The following is an 18,306-nucleotide window of genomic DNA, read 5'->3' as shown; positions in this document are numbered from 1 at the left end:
TCACTGCCTCGCTCTCGTGGGGACGGGGGTCGTGCCGGCGCGGGCACGCGGGTCGTCGTCCATCGCCCGCCCGTCGGCCATCCGCTCGCCCAGGCGCGAGGCCAGGGCCATGATCGTCAGGGCGGGGTTGGCCGCTCCCTGGGTCGGGCAGACGGATCCGTCGCAGATGAAGAGGTTGGGCACCGCCCAGGAACGCTGGTTGGCGTCGACGACGCTCGTCTCGGGGGAGGAGCCCATCCGGGCGCCACCGATGAGGTGGGCGAAGCGGTGGATGGTCAGAACGTCCTGGGCCCCGGCGGCCGTGAGGATGTCGGTGATCACGTCGGTGGAGTAGGCCATGTTGGCCTTGTCGTTGTCGCTGAGCGTGTAGTCCATCCGCGCCACCGGCAGCCCGTAGGCGTCCTGTTCGTCGGCGAGGGTGACCCGGTTGTCCGGGTCGGCGAGCAGCTCGTTGAGCACGCCGATGGTGGTCCAGTGGTTGTAGTCGCGCATGTACTCGCGCATCGCCTTGCCCCAGTGGCCGTCCGCGAGCACGTGCTCCGCCCAGCCGATGGGAAGGGGGGAGACGGTCTGGATGGAGAAGCCGCGCTTGAAGCCGCGACGCTCGTCGGTCTCGTAGTAGTCCTCCGAGCTGACCTGGGGTGGTGGCGCCTTGTACATCCGCAGCTCCTCCGGCCAGCGGCCGGCGGTCTGGCTGGCGCCCTGCACCATGACGTAGCGCCCGACCTGGTCCTCGTTGTTGCACAGGCCGTGCGGGAAGCGCTGTGAGGTCGAGTTCAGCAGCAGGCGCGGGGTCTCGATGGAGTAGCCGGCCACGGCGACGTACTTCGCCCGCTGCAGACGCTCCGGGGCGTCGACGCCGTCGAGGAAGACGACGCCGGTGGCGCGGCCCCCTTCGTCCAGCTCGATCCGGGAGGCCATGCACCCGGAGCGGATCTCCACCCGATGGGCCAGCGCGTCGGGCAGGTGGGTGACGTAGGGACTGGCCTTGGCGTTGACCTTGCAGCCCTGCAGGCAGTACCCGCGGTAGATGCAGTGCGGTCGGTTGCCGAAGGTGCCGTTGACGATGCCGACGGGGCCGACCCGCATCTCGATACCGAGTGCGTGGGCGCCGTGCCAGAGCTTCTCGGCGGCGCCGGAGATCGGGTGCGGGGAGAAGGGGTAGCTGTGGGGGTGGCCCCACGGCCAGTCCTGCCCGGCGACCGGCAGCTCACGCTCGACCCGTTCGTAGTGCGGGCGCAGGTCCTCGTAGTCGATCGGCCAGTCGGCGCCGACCCCGTCGCGGGACCAGGTGTCGAAGTCCGAGGGGTGGAAGCGCGGGGTGTAGCCGGCGTAGTGCACCATCGACCCCCCGACCCCACGGCCGGAGTTGTTCTTGCCCAGCTCGATCGGGTTCTGTCCGCCGATGATCCGCTTCTGCGTCCAGTACAGGCCGTGGGAGCCGGCTTCGTCGGAGACCCAGTCGTCGTCGGGGTGCCAGAACGGGCCGGCCTCGAGGATGACGATGCGCCAGCCGTGCCGGGCCAGCCGCTGGGCGAGGACGGAGCCGCCCGCGCCGGCGCCGACGATGACCAGGTCGACCTCGTCATCGTCGTCGTAGCTGCACATGGTCTCCTCGCCGGGCAGCTGCCGGGAGTGGACGTCGAGGAGGAACCGGGAGTCGTTGTCGACCGGCCCGACCGAGCCCTTCAGCAGGTCCTTGAGGCTCATCCGAACTCCTGGGGGCGCTGTTGGACCACGCGGGCGGCGTCCTCGGAGCTGGCCCCGGGGGTCTCGAAGGGCTCGCGGCTGCCGAGCGTGCCGCGCCGCATGAAGCCGCGGGGGTAGGCCGGTCCGCCGAAGCCGATCTCGTTCCACGCCCACGGGTGGGAGTAGAAGGCGGAGAGGATCGCGCGCATGCACACCGACCAGGCCCGGGAGACGTTCAGCCGGTCCCACGTCCCTCCGCTCAGGGTGCCTTGGGAGAGCTCGTCGATGATCTCGTGCCGGGTGTCGTCGTCGGTCTCGGCGAAGGGGGACGCGCCGCGCTCGCGGGCGCTCTCGTCCAGACCTGCCAGCACCAGGCGCCAGGCGTCCCGGTCGTCGGGCATGTCGGCGTACTGGAAGCCGTCGAGTTGCCCGTCGGCCAGCTTGGCGTCCACCGTCTCGGCCACGGGCACCCGCGGCTCGCGGTCCTGGGCGGTGCACGCGTCGCACAGGGCTCGCAGCGTCGGCTCCTCGTCGTCGGTGAAGAAGCGCAGCGGGCCGGGCTCGTCGAGCCGGGCGAGGACGACCTCCTTCGTCGCCGCGTCCCAGGTGTCGACCGTCTCGAGGACGTCGAAGTCCGGGTAGCGACCGATCATCTGGGGCGTGGTGCCACGGCGCTGCCGTGGTAGCCACGACGGGTGGGGTGGCTGGCGGTCGGGGCGCCGGTTGGGCAGGTGCTCCCCACGGTCCTTGTCGATCATCGTCCGGCTCACTTTTCGCGCCGCAGGAGCGCGGCCAGCAGGCCCATACCCCCGACGATGCACATCAGACCGGGTGCCGCGATCGGCGGACCCATCGGGACGTTGTAGCTCGCCATCGCCCAGCCGCCCGGCTTGCGGGCGACGCCCCGGGCGTGGAAGTACTCCCCGGCCAGCCCGTTGGCCGTGTAGATCGCGGCCGTGATAGGTAGCGCGGTCTTGGCCCAGCGCTTGCTGAAGACACCCCCGATCCCGGCGATGACGACGGGTGGGGTGACGATGATCGGCGACCACATCCAGCGGTTGCCGAAACTGGCGCCGTAGTGCTCGATGAAGACCTCGGCCGTCGTCACCAGCGCACCGACCGCGGTCAGGCCGGCGAGGGAGCGCTCGAAGCGTCCGTGCTCGACGTTGACGACCATGCGGTCGATGAGGTGCTCGGCGGTCGTGGCGTCGGAGCGGGAGCGGAACATACGTCCTCCTGGGTGCGCGCGACGACCTTGACCACATGATCGCTACCCAGCCGGCACCGGGATATGCATGTCGGGGTCGAGGTGCGCTCCTCGGGGTCGGCGAGTTTCGGGCAGGTTCTAGACCCCGAGCTCGACGATGACCTGTGTGAGGTCTCCTTCGAAGTCGAACGGACTCGTGTACTCGCCGGTCACTGCGGTGCCGGTGTTCGTGCCGATGTCCTGGTTCTCCGAGAGTGAGTACTTCATCGGGGTTGTTTGTTCGATCGTGCCGGTTCCGGCTTCACGTCCGTCCACGAAGAGCACGACCGCGCCATTCTGGCCGTAGTCGTGTCCGCCCTTGTAGGTGAACTCGGCGGTCAGTTCGTGCGCTCCCGCACCGATGACGTCGTCGCTTCGTACGATGTAGCGCTCGACGTCGAGGTAGTTGTGCGCGAAGACCATCGTTCCGTTCAAGAGGTAGAAGGCCCACCCGCCGGTGTTGCCGCCTTGGCTGAAGATCATTCCGCTGGCACCGTCATCGATCTGCACGCTCGCGCTGAGGGTGAACGATTTGTTCTTCAGATCGGGTGCGGACGCTTCGGGGAGACCGGCGAGAGGGCCGGGGTAGACGAACCGTGTGCGTCCTGACGCGAGATTGGGTTTGCCTGTCATCTCGGAGCTGAATCGCTCCGCACCGCGCCAGTCAAGAGGGAGCGCCTTGTTGGCTGCGGCCTGGGCCCACCACAGTGCCTTCAGCTCTTCCAGCTTCGCGGGATGCTCCGCGGCAAGGTCGTGGGCTTGGGAGAAGTCCTCTTCCAGGTTGTAGAGCTCCCATCGCGCCGTCAACGGATCGAAGGAGCCCCGCACGGCCTGCCAGGGCTCGAAGGCGAGGCATCCAGCCCACCAGCCGTCCTTGTACATGCCGCGGTTGGCGAAGATCTCGAAGTACTGGCTGGTGCGATGCTCGGGAGCGTCTGCGTCGGTGAGAGCGTCCAGGAAACTGTGTCCCTGGATCGGTGTCTGGGCGGTGCCGTTGACACTGCGTGGCTCCTCGATACCCGCCGCTTCCAGGATCGTCGCGGCGACGTCGATGACGTGCGTGAATTGTGTGCGGGTCTCGCCACCGGCCAGGAATCGCGCCGGCCACTTCACGAGCATGGGGTTGCGGGTGCCGCCGAGGTGGCTGGCCGCCTGCTTGGTCCACGGGAACGGTGTATCCATCGCGTGGGCCCAACCTGCGGGGAAGTGGTTGAAGTGGTACTCCGTTCCGATCTCATCGATCCGGTCGAGCATCTCTTCCGTTTTCATGAGGTAGGCGTTGAAGAACGCGTTCTCGTTCAAGGTGCCGTCGAACCCGCCCTCAGCGGATGCGCCGTTGTCGCCGACGATGTAGAAGATCAACGTGTTGTCGGCATCCGGCAGGGTTGCCACGTGGTCCAGCACACGTCCGACCTGCTGATCGATGTGCAGGCCGAACGCCGCGAAGACCTCCATCATGCGTTCGTACAGACGCCTCTGGTCGGCGTCCAGCGAGTCCCATGCAGGCATGCTGGCTGGTCGAGCCGACAGATCGGCATCCTCGGGCACGAGTCCCATGCGCTTCTGACGCTGGAGCGTCTGTTCGCGGTAGACGTCCCACCCCCCGGAGAACTGCCCCTTGAACTGATCGATCAGTTCTTTCGGCGCCTGATGGGGAGCATGCGTCGCCCCCGGTGCCAAGTACGCGAACCACGGCTTGTCCGGCTGGACCGATTCGACGCCGCGAAGCCACTCGATCGTGCGGTCGGCCAGATCGACGCTCAGGTAGTAGTCGGGATCGGTTGGTGTTCCCACCGGTGTCTGATTCTCGAAGAGATACGGACGGATCTGGTTCGTGTCACCCGCCATGAACCCGTAGAAGAAGTCGAAGCCGAGACCGTTGGGCCAGTGGTTGAAAGGGCCCGTCATACTGGTCTCGTAGATCGGAGTGTTGTGATTCTTGCCGAACCACGCGGTGATGTACCCGTTTTGGCGAAGGATCTCACCGATCGTGGCAGTGTCCTTCGGAATGATCCCGGTGTAGCCGTCATAGCCGGTCGCGACCTCGGTGATATTCCCCGTGCCCGCCACATGGTGGTTGCGGCCGGTCAGCAACGCGGCCCGGGTAGGCGAGCACACGGCCGTGGTGTGAAAACGCGTGAACATCACTGAATCTTTGGCCAGAGCTTCCATGTTCGGTGACGGAACACCCCCGCCGGCGACGGAGAACTGTCCGAAACCAGCATCATCCAACAGCACCAACAACACGTTGGGTGCCCCCTCCGGAGCGCGCAGTGGCGCGGGAAACTCGGCAGGGTCGGAATCCAGGTAGCTCGTTCCGACGGCGCCGCGATACTTCTGCTCGGCGTAGGGCAGGACGCCCTGAGGTGCTCCCGGCGATGACGTGGATGAACCGCTCATGGTCGTGTTCCCCTTGACTCATTCAGACCTGGACACGCAGAAACCGAGCCAAAGCAAAGCACGAACTCGTCCCCCGTGTTGCTGATCCGCCCAATGTTACAACCCCGGTCGATATGGCAAGAGATTTTTTCTCGAGCACCCCTCGTTCAGAACGCCAGAAGGATCAAAATGACTCGATTCCGGACAACAGCAGCGGTTGGTCTCCGGGTGGTAGCGGCGCCCGGCCCTGGACCGTCATGCTGGGAGGCGTGCCGGAGCGTGCCTGCCAGTTCTGCGCGATCATCCGCGGCGAGCAGCCCGCGGAGGTCGTGCTGGACAGGCCTGACGTCGTGGCGTTCCTGGACCGGCGGCCGCTGTTCAAGGGGCACGTTTTGGTTCTGCCGCGCGAGCACGTGGTCACCCTCACCGACCTTCCTGACGAGTTGCTCGAGCCCGTGTTCGCCGCGGTCCGGCTCGTGGCGGAGACGGTCCGGGTGGCGCTGGGCAGCACCGGTTCGTTTGTCGCCATGAACAACACGGTGAGCCAGTCCGTGCCTCACCTGCACGTGCACGTCGTGCCCCGCACCAAGGGCGACGGGCTGCGCGGCTTCTTCTGGCCGCGTGTGAATTACGCGGACGGTGAGATGAGTGAGTATGCCGACCGGTTGCGTGCGGTGCTGCAGGGCGCTGACGCCAGCCGCCCCGGCGAGCGGGAGCGATCAGCGCTGACCAGTAGTGCACGCCACGCGCGCCAGGACTCGTCGTGAGCCACGTGGCGCCGTCGTCGATGCCAGACCCCGTAGCGGCGGACCTGGCCGGGCTGCGGGCTGCACTGGATGACCAGGTCGTGCCCAGGACCGAGGACAACCTGCTGATCGGCACGTGGAACATCAGAGCGTTGGGCGGGTACACCAACCGGTGGACGGCTGGCGCCGGGGACAGTCCGAAACGCGACTGGCACGCAATGTCAGGGATCTGCGAGGTGATCAGGCGATTCGATGTGACGGCGATCCAGGAGACGAGGCGGGACACGCGGGCGTTGTTTGCCATCTTGTCGCTGCTGGGCGAGGACTACCGGGTCATCGCCTCGGACGTGACCGAGGGGAACCAGGGCAACGCCGAGCGGTTGGCCTTTGTCTACGACAGCACGCGGGTGCAGCCCTCAGGGCTGGTCGGGGAGATCGTGTTGCCCCCGCTGGCTGAGGGAGAGGTCAAGCAGTTCGCGCGCACGCCCTACGCCGCCGGATTCGTACGCCACGGCGTGGAGTTCATCCTGACGACCGTGCACGTGCTGTGGGGGCAACGGCCCGCTGACCGACTACCCGAGCTGACCGCGTTCGCCGAGTGGATGCGCAACTGGGCCGACCGCCCGAAGGACTGGAACCGCAATCTCATGGTGCTCGGTGACTTCAACATCGACCGGCACGACGACCCACTGTGGCGGGCCTTCTTTGCGACCGGGCTCTACCCGCCGGCGGTGCTGCACGGCGTGCCACGAACGATCTTCGGCGACAACCACAAGCGGCACTTCTATGACCAGATCTCGTGGTTCACGCCGACGCTCTCGAATGGTCGGACAGTCTCCCGGCTGGAGGGCCTCGAGTTCAACAACGTCGGCGGCAACGTTGACTTCCTCCCGCACGTGCTCACCGGCTCCGGGCTGGATCGCACGCAAATGTCCTGGCGGATCAGCGACCACTACCCGCTGTGGCTGGAGTTCCGCATCACCGAATAGGGCGGCCCGGGGAGCCAGCTCGCGTGCCAAGCCAACTAGCGCTATGAAGCTTGGTCTGCTTCAGCGACATCTCTGACAACGTGTCAGAGCGGGCGTAGTGTCACCTCATGGTGCGCCGGGTGTTCCTCGCGTTGGGCACCGCCGCGGTCGTGGCGGCGGTGGTCCTGATGGTCACCCCAGTCGGGGCCGCAGGGGTGTCGGGTAACGCGATCTCGCCGCGGTACTCCGACTTCGGGTGGGTCTCCTACACACCACTGCCTGAAGACTCCACGCTCGCTGACCTGCGCGCCGCGGGGGTGCGTGTGCCTCACGATGCCGTCGCCGCGCGACGTTACGAAGCTGGAGGAGCCTTCGCGGGAGGACTGGTGTTGTTGGCAGTTGCGTTGCTGCTGAGCCGCCCGCGTCGATCCGAAGTGCCGTCGGGCGACAACTGAGCAGCCCGGAGGCACGGACCTGCTGCGCCGGTGGCCCTCCGGACGCCCTCGTTGCGCAGGCCTCTTGCACCTTGTTCTCGCCGAGCTGGCTGCACCCGGCCTGAATCGCCATGAGGATGCGGTCTTCGTCGACGGTCTTGCTGACCGGGAGCAGCCGGACATCCGAGAGCTGGCGGCCGGAACGCTCGCGGCGGCAATCCGAGCGTGCACAGCGGCGATGTTGCGCACGAAGTCGTCGACGCACCGCGCCTGGAGGTATCGGCCGGGTTCGTCCGCCCGGGGTGTCACATGGGGGCACAGGTCGACCATCAGGCTGAGTTCGTCGGTGGATGGTCCTGCCCGATCTTCTCCCGCACCTGACGCTTGATCCGGGCGAGCATGCCGCCCATACCGCGCAGTCGCAGCGGTGAGACCGCCTCACCCAGCCCCAGCTGCTCCGGGACGTCCATCGGTACGGCGAGCAGCTCGGCAGCACCGAGTCCGTCGAGTCCCTCGTGCAGGATGCCCGCAAAACCACGGGTTGTCGGTGCCTCCGGGGGAGCAGAGAAGTGCAGGTGCACAGTGGCGCCCTCGTGGTCGCCGTCGACCTCGGTGGCTAGGAAGATCGGTGACTGACATTCCGGTACCGGCTCGAGCAGCTCCGGGTGCTCGGCGTAGCGCGGCGGCAGCGCCGGCAACTCGTCGCTGAACTCCAGCAACAGCTGTAGGCGATCGGGGATCTCGAGGTCGTTGAAGTCCTCGATCACCTGGGCCAGTGCCGCAGGCAGGGCCCGCCCGTTGGGTGCCGTCTCTGCGTTCATCGCTGCGGGACCTCCCCGGGCTGAGTGCCCGTGACGATGGGGACGCGCACGACGTTGCCCCACTCCGTCCACGAGCCGTCGTAGTTGCGCACGTCGTCGAAGCCCAGCAGGTGCTTCAGCGCGAACCAGGTGTGTGACGAGCGCTCCCCGATGCGGCAGTACGCCACAACCGGCTCGCTCGGGTCGAGGCGCTGCTCGCTGAGATAGATCTGCTCGAGCTCGGCGCGCGAGCGGAACGTGCCGTCGTCGTTGGCAGCTCGCGCCCATGGCACCGACACCGCACCGGGGATGTGCCCGCCGCGCAGCGCTCCCTCCTGGGGATAGTCCGGCATGTGGGTGCGCTCGCCGGTGTACTCCGGCTCCGAGCGCACGTCGACGAGCTGTCCGCCGAGGAAGTCCAGCACCGCTGGCCGGTAGGCGCGCTCGACCGAGTCGTCCCGCTCGACGAGCGGGTAGTCGCTGGGCGCCGGACTCGGCACGGCTCGCGTCATGTCGCGCCCCTCGGCCTCCCACAGCGCGCGTCCACCATCGAGCAGCCGCACGTCCTCGTGGCCGAAGAGGGTGAACACCCACAGTGCGTATGCGGCCCACCAGTTCGACTTGTCGCCGTAGACGACGATCGTCGTGTCGCGCGCGATGCCCTTGGCGCTCATGAGCCGGGCAAAGGCCTCGCCATCGATGTAGTCGCGGGTGACCGGATCGTTGAGGTCGAGGTGCCAGTCGATCTTCACCGCACCCGGGATGTGACCCACCTCGTAGAGCAGCACGTCCTCATCGGACTCCACGACCACGAGACCCTCACTGTCGAGGTGGCGTTCCAGCCACTGTGTGCTCACCAGTCGGTGCGGGTGGGCATAGTCGGCGAAGCGTGCGTCATCATCGAAGGGCAGGGTCATCGGTCAACCTCCAACTGGGGTAACTCCGGCATCCATCCTCGCATCCTTCCCAGATCCACACCGGGTGTCGGGGGATGGCGCGGGTGCCGCTCGTGAGGTCTTACAGCTCTCTTCCCTTTCCGGGAGCCAGGGAGGATGCTGTGATGTCCTGCGGGGGGAGCGTCGATGGACGAGTACATCGAAGTCAACGAGGTGGCCGGGGGAAGGCCGGAGTACCGGCTCAACCGCGTGCAGATGGAGCGCCGTGGTCGGGGGCGGTCCATCGCGACGACGTTCATGCTGTTTGTGGCGCTATTGGTGCTGCAGTTGCCGTTGCGTCGGGTTGCTGACGGCGCGTGGGAGGTGGCCTTCGTCGCGTCACGAACGGTTGATCTACCGGTCGTGGTCGTCGCCGCTCGGTTGAGTTTGCTGGTCGATCTGGTGATGATCGGTGTCTACTTGGCTTTGACGTGGCGGTCGCTGGAGCTGATGTGGGCGTGGGAGCGACGCTCCAAGTTGAGACGCGTTGCCTACGCCGCCGCAATTGCGGTTGTCATCGGAGCGGTCATGGACCTCGCTGAGGATGTTGTGCTGTGGATTGAGACCGGTGCTCCAGACTGGCAAGGGGATTTGTCAGTTCCGTGGACTGGCTGGATGCGCTGGTTCGTCTGCGCCGGTCTCGTCGTGGTGCTACTCGTCGCGCTGGACTCGTGGCGGCGGTGGGGCAAACCCCCGCTTGACACGGGGGATGGGGCCGAGAAGGGCGAGGAAGACGGGACAGACGAGGCAGAGAAGGATCAGCTGCACCGGATCATTTGCTGCTCAGGTGGCGGGGTGCGCTCGGCCGCGTTCTGCCTCGGCGGGCTGCAGGAGCTGACTGACAGGGGGCTCTACGCCGACACCGATCACGTGATCGGTGTCAGTGGCGGTGGGTATATCGCCGCGGCCTACCACACCGTGCGCTGGCACTCGGGTGACAGCGATGACGATGCCAATTGGGAGGAAATGACCCCTCCGGCGTTCGCGCCGGGCACCCCGGAGGTGCAACGACTGCGCCGCAACAGTAGCTACCTGCTCGACTCCGGGAACAGCGCCCTGCAGGGTTTGCTGTCGCTGCTCTTCGGAATCGTCGTCAACCTGGTGTTGTTGACCGCGGTCCTCGGCGCTACTGCGTGGCTTCTCGGGTGGTACCTCGTCGCCTCGGGCGGGCTGTCCGGCTGGCACACGGCGACTGCCGCGAGTTTGGAGTTCACGTTCGGACCTTGGCAGGAGGCGCTGTGGATATGGCTGGTGCCCGCATTCGGCGTGGCGCTGTTTGTCCTCGAAAGGGTGGTGGAGAAGTACCTGACCATCCCCTTCGACAAGCGGATGCCGATCCGGCGGCTCAGCGGAGCGCTCATCACGTACGGCACGCTGCTCACGTTGCTGTTGCTGGGAGTGCCCACTGCCCTTGAGTGGATGCACAACTTCGCGGCCAGCAGCGGATCGGCGGCGGCCAACCTCTTGCACGCCCTTGGTTTCGTGCCCAACGACGTGTGCATCGAACAACTCAAGCAGGGCACGCCCAAGAAACCTGCCACCGCCTGTGGGGTGACTTCCACCATGTCGCTGACGACGGGCGTGGCAGCAGGCGAGCTGGGGGGCCGTGCCTCGGCCCCGTGGGTGTCGGTCGGCGGTGCAATGGCGGTGCTGACCGCTGTCCTGGCCGTGGCCAGGTCCGCCCGCGGCGCGCTCGGGGGCGACGGAGCCCCGGGGGCGGGTCGAGGTGCGGGCCTCGGTGCCCTGCTCGCCAAGGTCTGGTTGAAGGTCAAGGACGTCGTGCTCCCTTGGGCCGCAACCGTCACCATCGCCGTCGTGTTGCTCGTCCTGCTGCTGCGCTGGACGGCCGGGTTGGTCGCTGTGCCGGAGATGCTGGCCTCATGGGACCTCGCTCTTGGGTTCCTCGCCACCCTCCTCGCTCTCCGGCTACTCACGGACGTGAACAGGACCTCGCTGCACCACTTCTACCGGGAGCGGTTGTCGTTCGCGTTCATTGTGCAGCGTTCCACGAAGGCCGCTGGGCCGCTGTCGTACAGGAAGTCGTTGCGGTTCTCGCAGTCGCGGCCTCCGGAAACGAGGCCGGGTCCGCGGCTGGTTGCGTGTGCAGTAGCCAATATCAACGATCCCGGCGTGGTGCCGGTCAACCGTGGCTGTGCGCCCTTCGTTTTCGACGACACGCAAATCGGTCTGACCGACCAGCAACTGCCCTCGGGAGTGGCACTGACCCCGAGCGCGTTCTATGAGTACGCCGCCGACCGGAGGTTCCGTGACGCGACCATCCCGGCGGCCATGGCGATGAGCGGTGCGGCGTTCTCGCCGCTGGCCGGACGGCAGAACAAAAGGCTGAATCCCTACCGGCTGGTGCTGGCACTTGCGAACGCCCGCCTGGGCGTGTGGCTACCCAATCCGCTGTGGATCGACAACCTCGCTACCGTGCGACGACTGGTGCGGACCCGCAACGAACCGGAGACGCTGCGGGCCTGGCCCGACCTGTCGCCAACCGAACGCAAGCTACTCGTCAAGGATTATCTGAACAGGCCTGACCAGAGGTGGCTGTGGGACCTCCTGCCTGATCCCGGGACAACGAAGGGAAATGATCCCCGCTTCGTGCGACCCCCGGAATGGCAGCAGCCGGAACCACAGGTGGGCGGCGCGCCGTTGTGGCTGTCGTTGCGGGTGGCCGTCTACCGGCTCGCCAACGCTGTGATCGGCGCTCAATCCAAACCGGGTCCGAGCCGGCTACTGAAGGAGGCCGTGGGCAGAACGTCCATCTACGACCGGAAGCTCTACATCACCGACGGCGGCCACTACGACAACCTCGGCCTCGTCGAGGCGCTACGACGCCGCCCGAAGGAAATCATCGTTCTCGACGCATCCGCCGACCCCGAGGACACCTTCAGGGCCCTCGGCGAGGCGATCGCCACAGCACGGATGGACCTCAACTGTGAGGTCACCTTCGACCCACGCTCAATGCGCCGGCTGACGGCGGAACGCTCGACCGCCGCGTGGGGCAACGGTCACTACCGCTTCGACGATGACAACACGGAGGGCGTCATCCGGATGGTCAAGGTGATCATGGTGGAGGGGCTCCCGTGGGACGTGGAGGCCTACTCCGGGAACAACCCCAAGTTCCCCCGGACCGGTACCGGTGACCAGCTCTACGACGAGTTCGATCTCGAGGCCTACCGGATCCTGGGCCGCGAAGTCACCAAAAAACTCATCGCCAACCCCCCGCCGAAGCGGACGGGTCGACTTGCTTACTGGCGGAAAGTCGGCGCCTGCATACGCGGCGTACCGCAGTAGCGCGCCGCCACGCTTTCCTACCGTCGATCACAAGGGATGGGCCGCGATCGAGGCTGCAAACCTCTTCTTCGCGGCTCAGGTCTGCTCGCGCAGGTACCGCCCGAAGTGCGGGACGGTGAAGGCGATCCGGCCCCGCTCGGCGGAGTAGATCAACCCCTTCTTCAGCAACGCATCACGTGCGGGGGAGAGGGACTGCGGCTTCTTGTCCAGCAGGTTCGCGACGTCGGAGGTGAGGACGGACTCGATGTCGTCGAGCTGCTCATCCCCCTTCGCTGCGATGTCTGCGGCCACGTCCGCCATGGCGCGCAGGTACTCCCGCTCACCCGGCGTCGCGCGTTCGTAGCGCGAGCCGAAGAAGCCGACCGCCAGCTCCGACTCGGCCTCCGGTGAGGCGACCCGGACGTCATCGGCGCGGATCGGGGACTGCGGCGCCTGGTCCCACACGGCCTTGCCATAGGCCTGGATGAAGTACGGGTAGCCGCCGGTCGCGAAGTAGAGGGCATCCAACGCCTCCTGCTCATACTCGGCCATCTCGTCGGACGCCGGTGCGGTGAGCGCATGGTCGGCCTCGTCGCGGGCCAGCCGGTCGATGCGCTGGTAGCGGAAGAGCCGCTCGCTGTAGGACTTGCTCGCCGACAGCACCGCCGGCAGGTGCGGCAGGCCCGCGCCGACGACGATGAGGGGCGCGCCGTTCTGGCTCATCTCGTGACAGGCCGCGCAGATCGCCGAGACATCGTCCGGGCCGAGGTCCTGCATCTCGTCGATGAAGATCGCGATGCCGCGCCCGAGGTCCGCGGCCAGTCCGCCGACGTCGGTGAAGAGCTCGACCAGGTCGATCTCGATGTCGCCGGAGTCCGCGCGCCCCTTGACCGCAGGGGCGTCGATGCCGGGGTTCCAGACCTCGCGCAGTTTCGTGCCGGGCTTGGCGTCGCGCTGGGCGAAGGACTTGATCACACCCAGGACGTGCGCGACCTCGTCCTCGTGGGTGTGCCCGAGCTCGCGGACCGCCTGGTGCAGCGCACTGGAGAGCGGACGGCGCAGCCCCTGGTCGGGGCGCGCCTCGAGCTTGCCCGTACCCCACTTCGCCCGCACCGCTGCCGAGCGCAGCTGGTTGAGCAGCACCGTCTTGCCGACGCCCCGCAGGCCGGTCAGCATCAGCGAGCGCTCGGGGCGCCCGCTGACGATGCGCTTGAGCACGACGTCGAATCGGCTGATCTGCTCGTCGCGGCCGGCGAGCTCGGGCGGGCGCTGGCCGGCGCCGGGGGCATAGGGGTTGGTGATCGGGTCCACGATGGGACCGTATCCGCATGTATAGCCGATGACGGATATCTCGGGAGACTGCGCAAGTCGTGTTGCGTGGTGATCGGCGGCGGTCATGGGGCGAAGGGGGCGGCTCGGCTCGACGGATGCCTCCCGATGTCACTTTCTAGATAAATCTAAAATATGGGCGAGATGTAAGTAGAGCGGCGCATAGAGGCGGATGCCCGTGGCCTGCGCACACCGGCGCGTGCGGTGCCACGCGTCGCCGGCCGTGGTGAGAGACTGATCACATGGCCGCTGCTACCCCGTCTTCCTACTCCGTCACCATCCGCCTGCACACCTCCCCGGACTACGCCGTCGTCGGTCGGGTCGCCACGGTGCTCGCCGAGCAGGGTGGGATCGTCACCGCCATCGACATCGCCGACTCGCGGCACGACCGGCTCACCGTCGACGTCACCTGCTCGGGCATCAACGTCGACCACACCGACGGCCTCGTCGAGGCCGTGGAGTCGGTGGACGGGGTGACCGTCCACAAGGTCTCCGACCGCACCTTCCTGCTCCACCTCGGCGGCAAGATCCAGGTGCGCTCCAAGGTTGCACTGAAGACGCGCGACGACCTGTCGATGGCCTACACCCCGGGCGTCGGCCGCGTGTCCGCCGCGATCGCGAAGAACCCCGAGGACGCGCGTCGCCTGACGATCAAGGGCAACACGGTCGCCGTCGTCACCGACGGCTCCGCTGTCCTGGGCCTGGGCAACATCGGCCCCGAGGCCGCGATGCCGGTCATGGAGGGCAAGGCCGCCCTGTTCAAGCAGTTCGCCGACATCGACGCCTGGCCGATCTGCCTGGCCAGCCAGGACACCGACGAGATCGTGCGCGCCGTCGAGATGATCGCCCCCGGCTTCGGCGGGATCAACCTCGAGGACATCGCCGCGCCGCGCTGCTTCGAGATCGAGCGTCGTCTGCGCAAGAGCCTCGACATCCCGGTCTTCCACGACGACCAGCACGGCACCGCCATCGTCGTCCTCGCCGCCCTGCGCAACGCCCTTCGCGTCGTGGGCAAGCAGCTCGAGGAGTCCCACGTCGTCGTCTCCGGTGGCGGCGCTGCCGGCTCGGCCATCGTCACCCTGCTGCTGGCCGCCGGCGCGAAGGACGTCACCGTCTTCGACCGCGAGGGCCTGCTCTCCCGCGACGACGACTCGCTCTCCTCGGACAAGCAGAAGCTCGCTGCTCGCACCAACCCCCGCAAGCTGCGCGGCGACCTCCCGGACGGACTGCAGGAGGCCGACGTCTTCATCGGCGTCTCCGCACCGAACATCCTCAAGGCCGAGTGGATCCGTGACCACATGGCCAAGGACCCGATCGTCTTCGCCCTGGCCAACCCGGACCCGGAGATCGATCCGGCGGAGGCAGCCCAGTACGCCAAGGTCGTCGCCTCCGGCCGCAGCGACTACCCGAACCAGATCAACAACGTCCTCGCCTTCCCCGGCGTCTTCCGCGGGCTGCTCGACGCCAACGCGGAGAACGTCACGACGGACATGCTCATCCGCGCCGCGGACGCGATCGCGGGCGTGGTCACCGACGAGGAGATCAACCCCTCGTACATCATCCCGAGCGTCTTCCACTCCGAAGTGGCCGATGCCGTGGCCGTCGCGATCTCGGGCGAGGGCAAGTCCACCACCGGTACGCCGACCGGCCCGATCAAGGTCGGCTCCCGCTCCACCGCCGCGCCGGTGGACGACACCGGCATCCTGCCGCGGGTGCGGTAGTCCCCTCGGGTGGTTTCGAGGGTCGGCCGCAGGCGGCCTCCCGCCTCAACCACCGTTCAGGAGCGGGTGCGGTAGTCCCCTCGGGTGGTTTCGAGGGTCGGCCGCAGGCGGCCTCCCGCCTCAACCACCGTTCAGGAGCGGGTCGGTAGTCCCTTCGAGACGCTTGCTGCGCATGCTCCTCGGGGACCGTGGGGAGAGGGTGAGGTGCGAGGTGGCAGGGTTGGCCCCGTGAGCGAACCCCGTACGTATCGCAAGGACACCTCGGCCGCGCCTCGTGGCTACTCCTCCTGGGAGGCCGCCGGGTTGTTGTGGCTCGCCGAGGCCGAGGAGGACGGCGGCGCAAGCATCGCCGAGCTGCGTGACGTCGACACCACCCACATCGACCTCGTGCAGTACGCCCCGGCACCCGCGACGAATCTCGCGGCGGACGAGTTCGGAGCCGCCCTCGCGGCGACCCACGCCGCGGGTGCGCCGGCCTTCGGAGCCCCGCCCGCGCGGTGGAGCAGCCACGGGTTCATCGGCCCGGGGGAGTCCCCGATGCCGATGCCGGTGGAGCCGACGCAGACGTGGGGCGCCTTCTTCGCCGAGCAGCGCATCCGCCACCTGCTGCGCGCCGGCCGGGCCAAGGGGCTGTGGGAGGAGGAGGGCGAGCTCTTCGAGCAGGTCGCCGCCCGCCTGGAGTCCGGCGAGTTCGACGACGGCCGCCCGCCGGCACGCATCCACGGCGACCTGTGGGCCGGAAACGTGCTGTGGACAAGCAGCGGCGCCGTCCTCATCGACCCGGCCGCGCACGGCGGCCACCCCGAGACCGACCTGGCGATGCTGCTGCTCTTCACCGCCCCGCACATCGCGCGCATCATCGCCGCCTATGACGAGGCGGCGCCCCTGGCGGACGGCTGGCAGGAGCGCGTCGGTCTGCACCAGCTCTTCCCCGTGATGGTCCACGCCGTGATCTTCGGCGGCGGCTACGTCCGGCAGTCCGTGGAGATGGCCCGCAAGTACGCCTGAGCCTCACCGGGTGTACAGCGCCTCGATCTCCTCGGCGTAGTGCTCGTCGATCGGCTTGCGACGCAGCTTCAGCGTCGGCGTGAGCACGTCGCTGCCCGGGGCCCAGTACTCGGGGAGCACCCGGAACTGCTTGACCTGCTCGACGCGGGAGAGCTTGGCGTTGCCCGCCTCGATGCCCTTGCCGATCTCGGCGACGAGCGCCGGGTGCTCGGCGAGGACGGCCGGGTCGGCGGCGACCCCGGCCTTCTCGGCGAAAACGGCGGCCGCGTCCGGGTCCAACGTCACCAGGGCGACGTTGTAGGGACGTCGCTCGCCCACGACGGCGATCGTGGCGGCGAGGGGAGTGGTCACCTTCAGGGTGTTCTCGATGGTGGACGGTGACATGTTCTTGCCGCTGGAACTGATGATCAGCTCCTTCTTGCGGTCGGTGATCGTCAGGTAGCCGTCGGCGTCGATCGTGCCCACGTCGCCGGTGTGCAGCCAGCCGTCGGCGTCGATGGCCTCAGCGGTCTTCTCCGGCTCGCCCCGGTAGCCGGGCGTCACGCAGTCGCCACGGAAGAGGACCTCACCGTCATCCGCGATCCGCATCTCGAAGCCGGGCAGCGCCGGGCCGACGGTGCCCACCTTCACCTTGCCGGGCGGGTTGATCGTCCCGGCACCGGCGACCTCGGACATGCCCCAGAGCTCGCAGACGTTGACACCCAGCCCCATGAAGAAGGACAGCGTCTCCGGCGCGATCGCGGCCGCTCCCGACCAGGACCACCTCAGCTGGTCCAGGCCGAGGGCCACGCGGATCTTGCTCAGCACCAACCGGTCCGCGAGCTTCAGCTGTGCCGCGTCCATACCCGTCAACGGCTCACCCGCCAGCAGTGCGGCACCCTGCTTGTCGGCCATCCGCAGTGCCCAGGCGCCGAGCTTCTGCTTCACGGGGCTCTCGGCCGTCGCGACCTTGGCCTCGATGCCCATCTTGATCTTCTCCCACACCCGGGGCACGGCGAACCAGACCGTCGGACGTGCGTCGGGCAGTGCGCTCGCGATCTCCCTCGGGTCGGCGATGTAGGTGACCTGCACCCCCTTCGCGAGGTTGAAGTACTGAGCCGACGCGCGGTCGGCGATGTGGGCGGCCGGCAGGAATGAGGTGATCCGGTCGCCGAAGTGCACGTCGACGACGCCCTCGGCGCCGTGGAGCACGGCGAACACGTTGCGGTGGGTGAGCTGGACCCCCTTCGGCGGGCCGGTCGTGCCGGAGGTGTAGATCAGGGTGAGGACGTCGTCCGGCTGCACCGCCCGCCACGCGGCCTCGAAGTCGAAGACCGGATCGCCGACGGACTCGAGATCGGCGAGGCCGTGCGTGGCGCCCTCGGGTGTGCCGTCGACGACGACGATGTGGTCGAGGGCGACCCCGGAGCCCAGGATCGCCGGCAGCAGGGCGGTCTCGGTGACCACGATCCGGTTGCCCGCGTTGCCGAAGAGGTACTCGACCTGCTCGGGCGAGGACGTGTTGTAGATGGAGAACGGGATCATCCCCAGGTGCATCGCCCCGGCGTCCACCCAGGCGAACTCGGGCCGGTTGGTGAGCATGATCCCGAGCGTGTCCCCGCGCTGGTACCCGAGGGCGGCCAGCCCCGCGGTGACCGCCCGCCCGTGGTCGCCGTACTCGGCCCAGGTGACCGAGACGGCGCCACCCGCCGTGCGCAGCGCGACCGCGCTCGGGTCGACGGTCAGGGTCTGCTGGAATGCTTCGCAGAGGGTGGTGGCGTCAGCCATGG

At 67.8% G+C, this 18,306-nt stretch carries 14 protein-coding genes; 6 read left to right on the top strand and 8 right to left on the bottom strand.

Annotation, left to right across the window (positions count from 1 at the left end; translation table 11 throughout):
- From BJY20_RS07590 to BJY20_RS07575, 4 genes are all read right to left on the bottom strand, one after another.
- Complete coding sequence (locus BJY20_RS07590; protein WP_185990972.1) at positions 1-1,710, bottom strand: GMC family oxidoreductase; 1,710 nt, start codon at positions 1,708-1,710, stop codon at positions 1-3.
- Positions 1,707-2,447, bottom strand: coding sequence for a gluconate 2-dehydrogenase subunit 3 family protein (locus BJY20_RS07585; RefSeq protein WP_185990971.1), 741 nt, complete (start codon positions 2,445-2,447; stop codon positions 1,707-1,709). The genes BJY20_RS07590 and BJY20_RS07585 overlap by 4 nt, the downstream gene beginning before the upstream one ends.
- An 8-nt stretch (positions 2,448-2,455) precedes the next feature.
- A complete protein-coding gene (locus BJY20_RS07580; protein WP_185990970.1) occupies positions 2,456-2,917 on the bottom strand; it encodes a hypothetical protein in 462 nt (153 codons plus the stop codon).
- 117 nt (positions 2,918-3,034) lie between these two features.
- Positions 3,035-5,335: an arylsulfatase gene (locus BJY20_RS07575; RefSeq protein ID WP_185990969.1), complete on the bottom strand. Its 2,301-nt coding sequence runs from the start codon at positions 5,333-5,335 to the stop codon at positions 3,035-3,037.
- A 248-nt stretch (positions 5,336-5,583) separates the two neighbouring features.
- Between BJY20_RS07575 and BJY20_RS07570 the strand changes: the two genes are divergently transcribed.
- The 3 genes from BJY20_RS07570 (at position 5,584) to BJY20_RS07560 (ending at position 7,483) form a co-directional block, all read left to right on the top strand.
- A complete protein-coding gene (locus BJY20_RS07570) occupies positions 5,584-6,081 on the top strand; it encodes an HIT family protein (RefSeq protein WP_343062810.1) in 498 nt (165 codons plus the stop codon).
- A gap of 20 nt (positions 6,082-6,101) precedes the next feature.
- Positions 6,102-7,049, top strand: a complete 948-nt coding sequence (locus BJY20_RS07565; RefSeq protein WP_185990967.1) for an endonuclease/exonuclease/phosphatase family protein — start codon at positions 6,102-6,104, stop codon at positions 7,047-7,049.
- 107 nt (positions 7,050-7,156) lie between these two features.
- On the top strand, positions 7,157-7,483 hold the full coding sequence (locus BJY20_RS07560) for a hypothetical protein (protein WP_185990966.1): 327 nt from the start codon (positions 7,157-7,159) through the stop codon (positions 7,481-7,483).
- A 308-nt stretch (positions 7,484-7,791) separates the two neighbouring features.
- Here the strand turns inward: BJY20_RS07560 and BJY20_RS07555 are convergent, their stop codons facing one another.
- Positions 7,792-8,283 carry a SufE family protein gene (locus tag BJY20_RS07555; RefSeq protein ID WP_185990965.1) on the bottom strand — a complete coding sequence of 164 codons (492 nt, stop codon included), beginning with the start codon at positions 8,281-8,283 and terminating at the stop codon, positions 7,792-7,794.
- Entirely contained in the window at positions 8,280-9,179 is a 900-nt protein-coding gene (locus BJY20_RS07550) for a sulfurtransferase (protein WP_185990964.1), read from the bottom strand. Before BJY20_RS07550 ends, BJY20_RS07555 begins: the two co-directional genes overlap by 4 nt.
- 165 nt (positions 9,180-9,344) lie before the next feature.
- On the opposite strand from BJY20_RS07550, the gene BJY20_RS07545 reads away from it, so the two are divergent.
- Complete coding sequence (locus BJY20_RS07545) at positions 9,345-12,500, top strand: patatin-like phospholipase family protein (protein ID WP_185990963.1); 3,156 nt, start codon at positions 9,345-9,347, stop codon at positions 12,498-12,500.
- A gap of 75 nt (positions 12,501-12,575) precedes the next feature.
- On the opposite strand, the gene BJY20_RS07540 is transcribed toward BJY20_RS07545, so the two are convergent.
- Positions 12,576-13,790, bottom strand: coding sequence for an AAA family ATPase (locus BJY20_RS07540; protein WP_185990962.1), 1,215 nt, complete (start codon positions 13,788-13,790; stop codon positions 12,576-12,578).
- A gap of 260 nt (positions 13,791-14,050) precedes the next feature.
- Here BJY20_RS07540 and BJY20_RS07535 point away from each other — a divergent pair, with 260 nt between their 5' ends.
- Positions 14,051-15,529, top strand: a complete 1,479-nt coding sequence (locus BJY20_RS07535; RefSeq protein ID WP_185990961.1) for an NAD-dependent malic enzyme — start codon at positions 14,051-14,053, stop codon at positions 15,527-15,529.
- A 228-nt stretch (positions 15,530-15,757) separates the two neighbouring features.
- Entirely contained in the window at positions 15,758-16,537 is a 780-nt protein-coding gene (locus BJY20_RS07530) for a fructosamine kinase family protein (protein ID WP_185990960.1), read from the top strand.
- Positions 16,538-16,540: 3 nt separating this feature from the next.
- Here the strand turns inward: BJY20_RS07530 and BJY20_RS07525 are convergent, their stop codons facing one another.
- A complete protein-coding gene (locus BJY20_RS07525; protein ID WP_185990959.1) occupies positions 16,541-18,304 on the bottom strand; it encodes an AMP-dependent synthetase/ligase in 1,764 nt (587 codons plus the stop codon).
- Between the last annotated feature and the right edge of the window lie 2 nt (positions 18,305-18,306).

It is taken from the genome of Janibacter cremeus (assembly GCF_013409205.1).
GTDB classification, from domain to species: domain Bacteria; phylum Actinomycetota; class Actinomycetes; order Actinomycetales; family Dermatophilaceae; genus Janibacter; species Janibacter cremeus.
The sequence above is the reverse complement of the archived record's forward strand: the minus strand, read 5'-3'. Positions and strand labels throughout refer to the sequence as shown.

Coding starts and splice junctions, on each gene's coding strand:
- BJY20_RS07550 (WP_185990964.1), bottom strand. CDS start 9,179: ATGACCCTGCCCTTCGATGATGACGCACGCTTCGCCGACTATGCCCAC.
- BJY20_RS07535 (WP_185990961.1), top strand. CDS start 14,051: ATGGCCGCTGCTACCCCGTCTTCCTACTCCGTCACCATCCGCCTGCAC.
- BJY20_RS07590 (WP_185990972.1), bottom strand. CDS start 1,710: ATGAGCCTCAAGGACCTGCTGAAGGGCTCGGTCGGGCCGGTCGACAAC.
- BJY20_RS07545 (WP_185990963.1), top strand. CDS start 9,345: ATGGACGAGTACATCGAAGTCAACGAGGTGGCCGGGGGAAGGCCGGAG.
- BJY20_RS07555 (WP_185990965.1), bottom strand. CDS start 8,283: ATGAACGCAGAGACGGCACCCAACGGGCGGGCCCTGCCTGCGGCACTG.
- BJY20_RS07575 (WP_185990969.1), bottom strand. CDS start 5,335: ATGAGCGGTTCATCCACGTCATCGCCGGGAGCACCTCAGGGCGTCCTG.
- BJY20_RS07580 (WP_185990970.1), bottom strand. CDS start 2,917: ATGTTCCGCTCCCGCTCCGACGCCACGACCGCCGAGCACCTCATCGAC.
- BJY20_RS07560 (WP_185990966.1), top strand. CDS start 7,157: ATGGTGCGCCGGGTGTTCCTCGCGTTGGGCACCGCCGCGGTCGTGGCG.
- BJY20_RS07585 (WP_185990971.1), bottom strand. CDS start 2,447: ATGATCGACAAGGACCGTGGGGAGCACCTGCCCAACCGGCGCCCCGAC.
- BJY20_RS07525 (WP_185990959.1), bottom strand. CDS start 18,304: ATGGCTGACGCCACCACCCTCTGCGAAGCATTCCAGCAGACCCTGACC.
- BJY20_RS07565 (WP_185990967.1), top strand. CDS start 6,102: ATGCCAGACCCCGTAGCGGCGGACCTGGCCGGGCTGCGGGCTGCACTG.